A 13,909-nucleotide genomic window follows, 5' to 3' on the forward strand; every position below is an offset into this window, starting at 1 on the left:
AGCGTCCATGCGATCCGCGCTCAGATCTTCTCGAGCACGAGGCCGGTCGCGGTGAGACCGGGGCCGAAGCCCAGCGCCACGACATGCGCGCCCGTGGGAATAGAGCGCTCCTCGACGATCGCCTTCAGAATATGCGGCACGGTGGCCGAGGACATATTGCCATTCTCGAAGAACACATTCTTGCTCATCGCCACCTGATCGTCGTCGAGCTTCAGCTCGGATTGGATATGCTCGACGATCTTGGGTCCGCCGGGATGAATGGCGAAATAGAGCCGGCTGCGCTCGCGCTCGAAGTCGAGCCCGGCGCGGCGCAAAAGATCCTCGACGAAGCCTTTGACCGCGGCCTTGATGACCACCGGCACCATGATCGACAGGCTCATATGGAAGCGCGTCGGACCCGGCACCCAGGTCATGTCGTCGGCGGAGTCGGGAAGGAGATGCTCATTATAGGCGAGCACCTTGAGGCCGGAGAGTCCCTGGTTCCTCAGATAATCCTCGGTGACGGCCGAATATTTGATGAAGCCGTCCGCGAACAGCGTCATGGTGATGATGTTCTGCGCGGTGAGCTCCTCGGCGTCGCGATGCGCGGAGAGAATCTCCGTATGCACGATGTCGACGCGCTCCTTGGGCGGCGTGACGCCCATATGGGAGGAGGCGAGAAAGCCATGCGCCATGCGTATGGCCGGAAAGGCGCCGTAGCAGCCCATATGATAGCTGTGCGTGACCGTCGTGCGCAGCCAGCCCTTTTTCGCGGTCATGCGCTCGACCGGGCTCGGCGCGAGATAGCCCGAGCAGGTGACATGGATGAGATCGTCCGGCGCCTCGAAAACATCGGCGTATAGTTTCTCGAGGCAATCATCCGCGACATGCGCGTAGCTCTCGTGCCGCGCCTTCAAATCCTTCGGATTGAGATCGCGGTAATTGTCGAAGAGCCGCATATATTCTTCTTCCGGCTCGGCGACGGAGAATTCGCCGTCGGCGAAGACGATATCCTGGAGGCGCGGAAAAAAGACGAGCTGCCGCGCTTTCACGACGGCGGGAGACAGGCCGTAGTTCGAGAATTTCTGCCTGATCTCCTGATGCTTGGCGAAAAACGCCTCTTTGTCGGTCAGGCCGTTGCGCGAGCAGAAGGCGCGCGCGAATCCATAGGCGCTGAGCTCCAGCGTCAGCCCTTGCGGCGTCGGATCGGCCATGCGCACCGGAACGAAATCGGTGAGGCAGCAAGCATTTTTGACGCTGGCGCGCGTAAGGCGCTCGGTAAGTGCGAAAGACATTTTTTAAACCCCCTCTTCGACCCGCCCGTTTCGACGCCTCATTGGCGCAGCGCCAATTGCGCAATTCTCTGCATGCTCGCCGCGACGACGATCTCTGGATTTCCGGTCGCGCCGCGCGCAAGCTCGTCCAGGCATTCCTGCCGGCCCTGCTCGATCTCGAGCGTGCGAATGTCCTTGGATTCGTAGAGCCGGCGCAATTCGTCCGTGACCATGCCGCCGTTCCACGGCCCCCAATTGATCGCGACGACATGCGTCTTGGGCCATTCGAGGCTCAGCCGCGACGCGAGCTTGTTCAGCACCTCATTGGCCGCGCTATAATCGCTCTGGCCGGCGTTGCCGAAACGCCCCGCGATCGACGAGAAGAACAGCAGGAAGCGCAGCCCTTCGGGACGCAGCTTCTCGATCAGCGTGAAGGCCGGCGTGGCCTTTGTCGCGAAGACGCGATCGAAGGAGTCGAGCGTCTTGTCGCGAATAAGGCGATCGTCCAGCACGCCGGCGCCATGCAGCACGCCGTCTATGCGGCCGAAGCGCGCATACACATCATCGATGAGCCGGCCGAAAGCGTCGGCGTCGGTGATGTCGAGCGAATGATATTCGACGCGCGCGCCGGCCGCCGTCATCGCCTCGAGATTGGCGAGGATCTGGCGATCCTTCAGCATGCGCTTCCATTCGCGCTCGATCTCGACGGGCTTGACCTTCGGATTTTCGGCGCGCAGCCTGCCGATCAGAAATTCTTTCAGCGCGCTCGCGGAAAGTCGCCTTGTCTCCTCGGGCTCCGCCGCCGGCGCGCGGCTGCGCCCGACGAGGACAAGCCGCGGACGATAGGCGGAGGCGACCGCTCTCGCTATATCGGCGGTGATGCCATAGGCGCCGCCGGTCGCGAGCACGACGGCCTCGGGATCGAGACACAAGCTCTCGATCTCGGCCGTCGCGGCGCTCGCCTGGCCGAGATCGAGCGTCCAGCGCCCGTCCTCGGTGAGGCCGATCTCGAGCGGCGAGGCGCGCAGGCCGGCCTCGATCATCAGCTCGCGCGCGATCACATCCGCCGCGAGCCGCGGATCGACATCGATGCAGCGCACGCGCAAATCCCGCCATTCCTGGGCGGCGGATTTGGCGACGCCGAGCGAACCGGCCGCGGCGGCCGAAAACCTTTGCTGTCGCCGCAGGCCGAATTGACCGTCGAGCGCCGTCACATTGACGAGCCAGCCGCCGCCGCGGCCGGCGCTGTCCTTCAAATCGCCTTCGAAAGTCTTGAGCAGCTGAAATAGATTGCGCGCGCATTCGAGCCGGCGCCGATCATCCACGCCCTCGGCGTCGAGCCCGGCGAGATTGAACAGCGCGCCGACGCGATGGCGGCCCTCGGCGAGACGCGTCGCCAGCGCCTTCACCCCTTCAGGATCGGCGAAGTCGATCGTCATCGCATCCGTCGCGAGCGGCGCCGTCTGGTCGCCCGGCAGCACGCGCCAAACCTGATAGCCGCGCGCCTTCAGCGCCGAGTCGAGCGCCGTGGCGATCGGCGTCGCCTCGCCGACGATGAGGACCATGCGCTCATAAGAATAGCCGTCCATCTCCGACGCCCGCGCGGCGCGCGGCGCGGGGAGGGGGGCGAGCACATAGCGAAGCGTTTCTTGGGGACCCACTGTCTCATTATCGGACTCCACCGTCCCCAGCGGGGACAGAGACGACGGAGCCTGAGCTTTTTTTGCCGGTTCGGCCCCTTCCGCTGCCGCGCGGCGCGCGTGCAGGCCATCGTACCATTCGACGACGGCGTTCAATGTCTTGAGGCCGGCGAGCTCGTCGAAGATCGCCTCTTCGTCGCGCCCCTCCATGAAGGGGAAGCGATCCTTGAGCTGATTGAAAATCTCGATCCGCTTGATGGAGTCGACGCCGAGATCGGCCTCCATATGCGCGTCGAAATCCAGCATTTCCGCCGAATAGCCGGTGCGCTCGATCATGGTGGCGAGAAGCTCGGCCTTGAATTGCGCGGTCGGCGGCATCTCAATGGACGCGCCCTCGGCTTTCGGAGCCGCGGCGCCATTGATGCGCGGCGGCGCCTCGACGATGGGCGCAGCGGAGACGATAGCGGCTCCATTGGCGGCGGCTCCATTGACCGCGGCGAGAACCTCCTCGGGCAGCACAGGAACCGGCACGCTCGGCGTCAGCAGCCGATGCGGCGCGGTCGGCGCCGGTTCGGCCTGCTGCGGCGCTTCGAACCGAGCGGGCTCTGGCGCCTGCTCCGACGCCTGCTCGAAGTAAGCATCCGAGCCGGCGTCGGCGGATAGGAGCCGCTCCTGCAAGGCGATGAAGCGCTGCAGCGTCACCTGCTGCTCGCGCTGCAATTCGATGAGCTGCGTCAACTCGCTGCGCATCCGCGCCATCGTCGGCGGCGAGCCTCGTGGACTCGCCGCGACGGGCGCGGGATCGCCGGATTTCGGCTCGCGGTCGTTCACGGACTCTCTCCTTCGATGCAGGATCGGCGTCGCGGCGACGCCATTCGATTCGATGGGCTTTCGGGGTCCGCTCGCGCCATTGACGGCGACGGGCGCGGGCGGCTGCTCGCTCGGAATGCGGATCGGCTCGGGCGCCGAGCTTTTCTCGGCCGCCGTCGGCGCCGGCGCGCGCCAAGGGACCGCCTTGCCGCCGCTGACGCGCCAGACGGAGGCCGGCGGATTGGCCGCCGCCTCGGCCTTTTCGAACAGAGCTTGTAGACCGATCTCCGCAAAGCCCCGATGACGGAACCATTGCGCCACCTCGACCAGCAGACCGAGCGTGACCGCCTGGGCGAGCAAATGGCCGAATTGCAGCCAGCCCGGACGCTCCGGCGCGTCGACGGCGAGCGTCACATGCTCCCGCTTGCCGAGAATGCGATCGACCAGGCCGCTCAGAACTATTCCCGGCCCCGCCTCGATGAAGACGCGCACGCCGGCCTCGTAGAGCCGCTCGACCTCCTCGACGAAGCGCAATGGCTCGGCGATATGACGCGCCAACAGCGCCTCTATCTCCCGCACCTCGCTCGGATAGGGAGCGGCGGTCGTATTGCCGTAGACGGGCAGCTTCGGCGCGGCGAAATCGATCTTCGACAATTGCGCGGCGAGGCGCTCCTGTGCCGGCGCCATTGCGGCGCAATGAAAGGCCGCCGTCACCGGCAGGCGCTTGGCGCGCAGACCCTGCTCGCGGAAGGCTTCGACCGCTCTGTCGATCGAAGCGCCGGCGCCGGCGACGATCGTCTGATCGGGCGCGTTGAGATTGGCGATCGCGACCTCGAGGCCGAGCGCGCGGATCGCTTGCGCGACGCGCGCCTCGTCGGCGGCGACGGCGGCCATCGTCCCGCCATCCGCCGCGGCGGCCTCGGCCGAAATCAACCCGCGGATCTGCGACAGACGCAGCAGATCGTCGCGCGAGATGGCGCCGGCGACGCAGAGCGCGACATATTCGCCATAGGAATGGCCGGCGACGAAATCCGGCGCGAGGCCGAATTCCGCGAGAAGATCATAGGCAGTGAGATCGACGAGTCCGAGCGCCGGCTGCGCGACGCGCGTGTCATCGAGCTCGGCCTTACGCCGCTCACGCTCCTCCTCGGTAAAGCTCGGGAGGGGGTAGATATATTGCGAGAGCCGCTGCGGCAGCGCGCCCGCGAGCGCTACATCTGCGCGCTCGAAGAGGCCGTGGCTCGACGGGCGCGACATCACGAGATCGCTCAGCATATCGAGCTTCTGCGAGCCTTGCCCGGGGAACAGCATGCAGACGCCGCCGACCGGCGGCTGCGCGCCGCGATCGTGGAAATAGATCCCTTGCGGCGCTTTGATCGTGCGCTTGCCCTTGCCTTGGCGCAGGAAGAATTCGAGCTTCGATTTCAGATCCTCGATCGAGGTCGCGACGATCGCCAGACGGCTCACCGGCTCGCTGGCGGGATGGCGGATCGCCTGCTCGTCGAGATGCAGCGAATAGGCGAGCTGCCCGAGCGAGAGAAGGTCTGGATGGACGAGCCGATCGAGAAGGCTCTGCGCGGCGCGCTCGACCTCCGCGCCATCGGCGCGCGTCACCACGATGAGCTCGGCGGCGCGCGGCGTGAAATTCTCGACGTCGCTGTCGCGATAGCCGCCGTCATATTCCTCGAGCACGGCGTGGAAATTGGTGCCGCCGAAGCCGAAGGCGCTGACGCCGCAGCGCCGCGGCTCGTCTGGCGAGCGCGCGAGCCAAGGCCGCGCGCGCGTGTTGACGTAGAAAGGCGTCTGCGCAAAATCGACGCGCGAGCTGGGCTTGTCGACGCCGAGCGTCGGCGGCAGCACGCGATGCTTCAGCGCCAAGGACGCTTTGATGATCGCCGCGAGACCGGCTGTCACCTTGGTGTGGCCGATCATCGATTTGACCGAGCCGACCGCGCAGGACTGGCGCGCCGCGCCATCCTCGCCGAAGACCTGGGTCATCGACTTGATCTCGCATTTGTCGCCGACGGCCGTGCCGGTGCCATGCGCCTCGATGAGCGCGACGCTCGCCGGGCTCACGCCGGCTTTCTCATAGGCGCGCTGCAGCGCCAGAGCCTGACCTCTATTGTCCGGCGCGGTCAGGCTGCGATTGCGGCCGTCGCTCGAGCTGCCGACGCCCTTGACCACCGCATAGATATGATCGCCGTCCCGCTCCGCGTCGGAGAGGCGCTTCAGCACGACCGCCGCGACGCCTTCGCCGAGCACAATGCCGTCCGCCGCATCCGAGAAGGGACGGCAGACGCCGGTCGGCGACAGCGCATGGGTCTGGGCGAAGGACATGAAGGCCATGCAGCCATTGGCGCCGTCTATGCCGCCGACGAGCGCCACATCGGCGTCATGCGCCTGCAGCTCGCGAATGCCGGCGTCGAGCGCGGCGAGCGAGGAGGAGCAAGCCGCATCGACTGTGAAATTGGCGCCGCGCAGATCGAGGCGATTGGAGACGCGGCCCGCCGCCACATTGGCCAGAAAGCCGGGGAAGGAGTCCGGCGTCCATTGCGGCAGCTCCTTTCCATGGAGAGAGGAGACGATATGTGCGCGCGTCTCCTCCGAAAGGCCCGCGACCTTCGGCAGATAATGCGAGAGCAACGTGCGGAAGACATAGAGCGTTCCGAGCTCGTTCATTGCGCCGCTGGCGAAGATCGTCGCGGTGCGGTCCTTGGGGAAGGGCCGGCGATCGAAGCCGGCGTCGGCGAGCGCCTGCGTCGCGACATGCAGCGCAAGCAGCTGCACCGGCTCGATGGACGGCAGGCTCGCCGGCGGAATGCCATAGGCGGTCGGATCGAAGGCGATCTCGTCGAGAAAGGCGCCCCATTTCGAATAGACGCGATCCGGCGCGCGGGCCGTGTCGAAGAAATCGCTCGGACGCCAGCGATCTTCGGAGACCTCGCGGAACATGCAAACCGATTGGACGATATTGCGCCAGAAGGCGCGCGCGTCCTTCGCGCCGGGCATGACGCAGGCCATGCCGACGATGGCGATGTCCTCGCCCTTTTGTCCGGCGGCGCGCGCGCTCGCCGCCTCGGCAACGGCGCGCCGCTTCGCGAGCAGATCGGCGGAGCCGCGCGAAACCTCGTCATGCAGCTCGGCGATCGAGAGCGTGTCGCGACGCAGGCGCGCGACCTCGCCCATCATATAGAGGCCTTCGCGCCGCTGCGCTTCGACATCCAGCTCGACATAGCCCCCGCTCTCGTCGAGGCCCTTCTGCTCGCCCTTATGCGCGAGGCCCTTGGATGCGATGCGCAGACGGCCGACATTGAGCAGCTCCAGCGCCACCAATATCTCCTCGTCCGACTTCCCCTCGCGAATGAGGCGCCGGCGCGTCGAGTCGAACTCGTCGCAGAAGGGCGTCGCGGCGCAGCGCGTGTAGAGGCCGACGCCCGATTGCAGAAGCGCCGTCTCCTCGCAGCGCAGCGCTTGGTTCTGGAACTCTTCGAGGATCGCGCCGGCGCTCACCGCCTCGCGGGTGAAGAGATAGGCCGTGCCCATCAGCACGCCGATCTTCATGCCGCGCGCCGCGAGCGGCGCAGCGAGGCAGGAGACCATCGCCGCCGATAGGGCGTCATGCACGCCGCCGGCGAAGAGAATCTGCACCGAGCGCGGATCGTCGATCTTGGCGTCGGCCAGAATCTCGATCGCGGTTTCCCATAGGACGAAGCTGCTGCGCGGGCCGGTATGGCCGCCGCATTCGCCGCCCTCGAAGATGAATTTTCGCGCGCCCTCCTTCAGGAAGCCCTGCAGCAGGCCGGGCGAGGGAACATGAAGATAGGTCGAGACGCCGATCTCCTCGAGATCGCGCGCCTGGCTCGGGCGGCCGCCGGCGATGATCGCGAAAGGCGGCTTGGTTTCGGAAATGGCCTCGATCTGCTCCTGGCGCAGCTCCAGCGGCGTGAAGCCCAGCATGCCGACGCCCCAGGGCGTCTCGCCCATGAGCGCCTTCGTCTGCGTAAGCAGCGCGCGCGCCTGCGGCCCACGCAGCACCGACAGAGCGAGAAAGGGCAGGGCGCCGCCATCCGCCACGGCGCGCGCGAAAGGCGCGACGTCGCTCACCCGCGTCATCGGCCCTTGGGCGATGGGATAGCGCACGCCGAGAATGGTCGCGAGATCGGAGCCTTCGGCGAAAAGCCCCTCGACGCCCGGCGCGGCTGTCGCCAGCGTCTCGGCGATCGCGGCGACGGCGCGCCCGGTCGAGCCATAACGGCGCGCGAATCCGCCCGCGAAGGCGATGTCCTGACCCATTGGCAGAACAGGGTCTTCGCCCTGCGACGAGCGGCGCAGCAGCGCCCGCCAATCCTCGCCCTCGGCGACGGCGCGCTCCAGCGCGCGCAGCTTCTCCCTGCCGTGCCGGCTCGAAAGCCGCGCCATTGAGGAGCCGTCGCCGATGACGACCGTCTCGCCGCCGTCGAGCCGGCTCCATGAAGAGGAGAGAGCCGGCGCTCCATAAGGCCCTTCCTCGGTGAGCCAGAGCTGCTCGGAGAGCACGACGCCCGCCGCGCCGGCGAGCGCCGCCGCCGCCGCGCTGCGCGGCCCTATGCCGCCCTCTGCCCAGAAGGGGATGCGCAGCGCGCCGGAAAATTCCTGCAAGAGTATGAAAGAGGAGGATTTGCCGATCCGGCCGCCGGCCTCGGCGCCCTTGACGACGACGCCGTCATAGCCCGCCTCCTGCGCCGCCAGCGCGCTCTCGAGATCATAGACCTCGAGAGCGACGAACCGCGTGAATCGCGCCGCGTTCGCGCGGATCGCCGCGGCCTCTTCGCCGGAAGCCCCAGCGACGACGAGAATATCGACGCTCCCAGCCACCAGCCGCTCGAGCTCGGCGACGCTCGCCACGCTCGAGAATTGCGCGTCCCAACGCAGTCCCCATTTTCCGGCCGCCGCCTTGTCGCGAAGGCGCAGGAGAGTCGCACGAAGCGCGTCGTGATCGGCGTCCGCTCCAATGTCGAGAAGCCCGGAGCCGCCGGCCCTGCTGGCCGCGACGATAATTTCCGCGTTTCTGCATCGGCTGGGAGAAACAGCCGCAACTCGCTCCATGTCTCTGCCCCACCCATTCGCGCCCACAGACGCAACATCCACCATCGCAAAGGCGTTGTTTCTTCAAACATCGAAGCTGATTTTTGCGCTTTTCTCGCAAGCGCCGCCAAATTTGTGCGCCGCCTCCAGAAACCGGGCAATATGCTTAAATATCCAGCTTCGAAAAACCGGAGAATATTTTCCCTCCGGCCTCGAGAATTGCGAACCAATTCGATCTGCATCGTCCTGATGCAGATCGAATTGGTTCGCTTCTAGTCGCCGACCCAGTCGCTCATCGATGTCTCTCCAATAGCAAGCTCTGCGCCATCCCTTTACGGCACAGGGCAGAAACGCTCGCGAAAGCCGATCCGAAGATCGACATCGACTGGGACGTCGAAACGGCCGCGCCGAGCCGGACCATGCGCATAATTAGACGAAGCTGCTGTGACTTGGCGCACATCTTGGTTTCCGATAATGATGATGATGCGGAGCGGACGACGAATCCGTCGCCTGATTGCGCGCCGCAACGAAGCGTCGCCCCGGTCGATTTCGATAATTCATCGAGGAAGGGTCGCCCCGTGACGTCACGTCCCAAATTCGCGATCGTCACCATAGGAAGCGGCTCTTATCTCGGCTCGACGGTCCATGACGCGACACTGGCGAATGCGCTCCGCCGCCGCGGTTACGAGGTCGTCGTCTATTGGATGCTCGAAGAGACGTCCGAGCTGCTCGCCGAGGGAGTAGAGCAGAGAATGCTGTGCCACGGCACGCGCTACCAATTCTCGCGCCCTTCGGAATTCATGGATCGCATCATCGGGCGCATCGCTTTTCGCCTGCCGCGGAAATTGCGGCGCGCCGTCGCCCAAGGCGTTCCAGGCTTCGTCGAAAATCTCATGCGCAATCTCGTTCGCTCGCTCTTTTGCTCCGAGCGGACCGACGTCGCTCTGGCGAAGCGGCTGGCGCGCTTCATCGAGCAGGACGGCGTCACCCATGTCAAAATGGGCTTCGGCTCGATCGGCGCGCTGGCGCAGGAGGCGCAAAAGCACGCGCGCAAGCCGTTCGATTATCTGGTGACATTCCAGGGCGACGAGGAATTCGCCAGCCTCGCGGAGGCCTGCGGCGTGATGGATGTCTATCGCCGCCGCGTGGACGAGGCGGTGCGCAACGCGCGCTGGCCGGCGATCGTCCTCAGTCGGCATTATGCGTCCCGCCTCGTCGACGATCTTCGTCTCGACGGCTCTCGTCTCGAGATTCTCTATTGCGGGATCGAGCCGCCGAAGAAAGGGCCGGCTCCCGATTTCTCGGTTCTGACGGAGACCTTTCCGCGTTTGCGGCGCGATCTGCCGATCCTCGCCTTCGTCGGCCGCCAAGAGAGCGAGAAGGGCATCGACCTTCTTCTCTATGCGGCGAAAATTCTTCTCTCCCGTGGGCTCCGCTTTCAGCTGGTCGTCTGCGGCGCCACGGCGAAAGGCCTCGCCTATCGCGCCGCCATTCGGGATATTGTGACGCATCTCGGCGTCGATCTCCATCATTCCGGCGCCATCTCGATAGCGACGCGCGACGCTCTTTTCGCGCATTGCCGCTGCGCCGTATGCCCCTCGATCAATGGCGAGCCCTTCGGGCTCGTCGTCGCCGAGGCCATGAGCCTCGGCGCTCCGGCGGTCGTTCCCGATTATGGCGGCGTCGCCGAGGTGGTGGACGATGGCGTCCGCGCCGGCGGATTGATCTTTCGATGCTGGGACAGCGGCGATCTCGCGCGCCAGCTGGAACGCCTGCTGGCCGACGACGCGCTATACGCCGAGCTCGCCGACAATGCGCCCCGCGTCGCCGCGCGCTTCTCGACCGAGAATATGGTCGACGGCTTTCTCGCGCATATCGGCCTGCAGGAGACGGCCGAGCCGCAAATTCTCCATGAGGACGCGACGAGCCTCTAAAAAAGGGCGAAAGCGGGCCCATTGAACGCCGCTCATTATGACGCTATATTGCGTCATAATATTCGGCTTCCAACGGAGGCGGAGCAATGAGCCTGGCTCGATATGCGGATGACGGGATTTTCGCGCCGCGCAAGATCGCGGACATGCTCCGCACCTCGAGCGAGGAGATCGCCCGCACGGCCGGCCTGGGCAAGGACGCCGTGCAGCGGGCCGGCCGGCTTCGCTCCGACAAGACGCAGCGTCGCCTGCGGGAGATGGTCGAGATCCTCAACAAGGTCGAGCCGCGCTTCGGCTCGGCGCTTCTGGCCTATGCCTGGTACCGCTCGGAACCGCTCGCCGGCTTTTCCGGCTTCACCGCCATGCAGCTCGTCAAGAGCGGCCGGGCCGACGAGGTGCTCGATTATATCGACGCCGTCGACGCGGGCGTCCACGCCTGAGCGCGGCCATAGCCTTTAAGGGCAAGCTCTATCGAGCGCTCAATCCCGTCTATGCGCGCGAGCCGCTCTCGGGCTACGGGGCCGCTCTGCATGGCGGCCGCTTCAATCCCAAAGGCGTTCCCGCGCTCTATTGCTGCCTCTCCATCATGACCGCCATTCGGGAGGCCAATCAGGTCGGCAATCTGCAGCCCACCACGCTCGTCTCCTACGACGCCGATCTCGAACGAATATTCGATACGCGGGATGCGACGGCGCTCGCGAGCGAAGGCATGGACGCCGCCGCTCTCGCGGCTTCGACTTGGCGCGACGAGATGCGCGCGAGCGGCGAAGCGAGAACGCAGAGCTTCGCCCGGCGCCTGATCGGCGCCGGATATTGCGGGCTGCTGGTTCGCAGCTTCGCCCCGGGAACGAGCGAGGACGATCTCAACCTCGTGCTCTGGTCATGGGGAAACGCCCCTCCGTCCTATCTGTCGCCGATCGACGACGAAGGTCGCCTGTCGAGGTGACCCGAAAGACGCGGGCGCTATCTCGCATGCTCGTCGAGAAATTTGCGGCAGGCGTCGAAGTCCTGCCGATAGCCTTCGGGCAATTTCACTTTCTTGGTCCGCGAAAGATTTTGCGCATAGGCGACCATTTTCTCGGTCGGCGCTTTGGCGCGACTAGCGCGCTCTTCGCCGACGCTCTCCTGCGAGGCGGGTGATTTCGCCTTCGACGCACGACGACGCGGACCCGCGCTCGCGCGCTTCGGCGCCGCGGCGCGAATATCGGCCGGTCCGCCGCGGCGGCGGCGCCCCGATCGACGCGCCGGCGCCGGCGCCGTCAACTCGACTTTTCCATTCGATTTTTCGACCAGAGCGTCGATCAGCTCGCCCGCAGCTGTGGCGACGCCGTCGATGACGGCGTGATAATCCGCCTTGCCGACGAGAATCTCATCGAGGCGCATCTCCCACAGAGCCGTCGTCGCCGGATCGACGAGCGCGGGCGCGGCGCCGCGCAGCAGCTCGAACAATTGCAGCCCGGCGGGCGTCGGAAGCACCAGCTTGCCATCCGCTGTCAACAGATTCTGCCGCTTCAATCCCTTGATGATCTCGGCCCGCGTCGCCGGAGTGCCGATCCCCTTGGCTTCCTTCAGCCGGTCGCGAAGCGCGACATCATCGACGAAGCGCCACGCATTCTGCATCGCATCGACGAGCGTGCCTTCATTGTATCGAGGCGGCGGCTGCGTTCTCTTCGCTTCCACGCGCGGCTCGGACAGGCTTGCGCGCTCGCCGTCGCGGAGCGCGGGCAGCGTCTGCTCGGCCTCTGTCTCGGCGTCCGGCTCGATCGCCTGATAGACCGCCTTCCAGCCGAGCCGCAGCGGAATCCGCCCGACCGCGCGAAACTCGGCCGCGCTTCGGCCCGTGATCGGAACGGCCATTGTGACGATGGTCTGCCGATATTCGTAATCGGGCATCACGGCGGCGAGATAGGAACGGCAGATGAGCGCGAACAGCCGCTTCTCATCCTCGTCGAGACGCGCCAAGCGGACTTCGAGATCGTCCAGAACATTGACATTGGGCACGACCGCATGATGCGAGACGCCCTCCAGCGCCTTGTCGCAAAAATGGCCGGACTTGCCGCGTCGGATCACCGGAGCGGCGATCTCCAGCCGCGCGAAGCCGCGCAGACGCGTCAGCGCGGCGAAGATCGCCGGCGCGTCGCCGATCTGATTTTCGCTCAGATAGCGCGCTTCCGCCCGCGGATAGGTGATGAGCTTCTTGCCATCGCCATCATAGAGCGCCTGCGCCACGGACAGCGTCTTGTCGGCGGTCCATCCCCAGCGTTGGCCGCAGGTCTTCTGCAAGGAGGGGAGATCGAAGAGACGCGGCGGCGCCTGCCGCTTTTCATCGACGGCGACGCCGAGAGGCCCCTGATGGCCGCTGGCGGCTCTGGCGATCGTCTCGGCCTCGGCGCGCGTCTTGATCCGCGCCTTGGGCGCCGGAGCATGGCGCATCGAAAAGCTGCCGCCTTCGACGGTAGCTGCCGCTACGACCTCGAAATAATCCTCCGGCCGGAAATTGCGGATTTCTAGTTCGCGAAGGCAGACGATCGCCAAGGTCGGCGTCTTGACCCTGCCGATTCCGATCACGCCGCGAACGCCGGGCGAGAGCAATGTCTTCGTCACAGTCCGCGTCAGCGACAGGTTGAAAATCTGATCGGCCTGCTGGCGCGCCACCGCCGCCTCATAGAGCGGGCGCATATCGGCGTTGGGCTTCAGCCGGGCGAAGGCCTGCTGCAGCGTCTTCGGGTCCTGCGCGGTGAACAGAGCCCGCCGCACACGCCCGCGATAGCCGAGATGATCCAGGATTTCCTGGCCGATCAGCTGTCCTTCGCGGTCGCAGTCGGTCGCGAGTATCACATCGTCGCAGGCGGAGAGCGCCGTCGCTATGGCCCGGAGCTTCGCGGATTTATTGCCCTGCGAGGCTTCGCGAGTCGGATAGAGCCCGTCCGGCTTGAGGACGACGCAGGACCAGCGCTTCCAGACGGGGTTGATCTCCTCGGGCTCGGCCAAGCGAAGCAAATGGCCCTCGGCCGGCAGAATCTGCCCGAAGCGCGCGCCGAGCGCCGCACGAAGATCCTTCGCCTGACTGGCCTTTTCCGTGATGATCAGTGTCGCCATGCGCCAATGCCGAATCGAACAGAATTTCAGCGTAGCGCATGTATGAGAACGAACAAAGAACAAACTCGGTGGGCGATAACGCCTGCGACGTCGGCGAGCGCTCGTCGCGCGC

Annotated in this window: 7 protein-coding genes; 4 read left to right on the top strand and 3 right to left on the bottom strand. The window is 65.7% G+C overall.

Features of this window, described 5'->3' with window-relative positions; genetic code table 11:
* Positions 1–20: 20 nt before the first annotated feature.
* Both GYH34_RS19305 and GYH34_RS19310 read right to left on the bottom strand, forming a co-directional pair.
* Positions 21–1,274, bottom strand: a complete 1,254-nt coding sequence (locus GYH34_RS19305) for a 3-oxoacyl-[acyl-carrier-protein] synthase III C-terminal domain-containing protein (RefSeq protein ID WP_161915236.1) — start codon at positions 1,272–1,274, stop codon at positions 21–23.
* Positions 1,275–1,312: 38 nt separating this feature from the next.
* Positions 1,313–8,587: a type I polyketide synthase gene (locus GYH34_RS19310; RefSeq protein WP_244635390.1), complete on the bottom strand. Its 7,275-nt coding sequence runs from the start codon at positions 8,585–8,587 to the stop codon at positions 1,313–1,315.
* An 87-nt stretch (positions 8,588–8,674) separates the two neighbouring features.
* Here GYH34_RS19310 and GYH34_RS21695 point away from each other — a divergent pair, with 87 nt between their 5' ends.
* From GYH34_RS21695 to GYH34_RS19325, 4 genes are all read left to right on the top strand, one after another.
* Entirely contained in the window at positions 8,675–9,043 is a 369-nt protein-coding gene (locus tag GYH34_RS21695) for a hypothetical protein (protein ID WP_162561590.1), read from the top strand.
* Positions 9,044–9,345: 302 nt separating this feature from the next.
* Positions 9,346–10,701 (top strand): glycosyltransferase family 4 protein, encoded by a 1,356-nt coding sequence (locus GYH34_RS19315; RefSeq protein WP_161915237.1) that lies wholly within the window; start codon positions 9,346–9,348, stop codon positions 10,699–10,701.
* 86 nt (positions 10,702–10,787) lie between these two features.
* Positions 10,788–11,138, top strand: a complete 351-nt coding sequence (locus tag GYH34_RS19320; RefSeq protein WP_018268367.1) for an antitoxin Xre/MbcA/ParS toxin-binding domain-containing protein — start codon at positions 10,788–10,790, stop codon at positions 11,136–11,138.
* A gap of 8 nt (positions 11,139–11,146) precedes the next feature.
* Positions 11,147–11,644, top strand: coding sequence for an RES domain-containing protein (locus GYH34_RS19325; protein ID WP_161915283.1), 498 nt, complete (start codon positions 11,147–11,149; stop codon positions 11,642–11,644).
* Positions 11,645–11,661: 17 nt separating this feature from the next.
* Here GYH34_RS19325 and GYH34_RS19330 read toward each other — a convergent pair whose 3' ends face one another.
* A complete protein-coding gene (locus GYH34_RS19330; protein ID WP_161915238.1) occupies positions 11,662–13,797 on the bottom strand; it encodes a DNA topoisomerase in 2,136 nt (711 codons plus the stop codon).
* Positions 13,798–13,909: the final 112 nt, after the last annotated feature.

The sequence above is a fragment of the Methylosinus sp. C49 genome (assembly GCF_009936375.1).
Taxonomy (GTDB): Bacteria; Pseudomonadota; Alphaproteobacteria; order Rhizobiales; family Beijerinckiaceae; genus Methylosinus.

Bases quoted from the DNA above. Each gene is read 5' to 3' on its own strand.
- GYH34_RS19320 (WP_018268367.1), top strand. From the start codon at position 10,788: ATGAGCCTGGCTCGATATGCGGATGACGGGATTTTCGCGCCGCGCAAG.
- GYH34_RS19305 (WP_161915236.1), bottom strand. From the start codon at position 1,274: ATGTCTTTCGCACTTACCGAGCGCCTTACGCGCGCCAGCGTCAAAAAT.
- GYH34_RS19330 (WP_161915238.1), bottom strand. From the start codon at position 13,797: ATGGCGACACTGATCATCACGGAAAAGGCCAGTCAGGCGAAGGATCTT.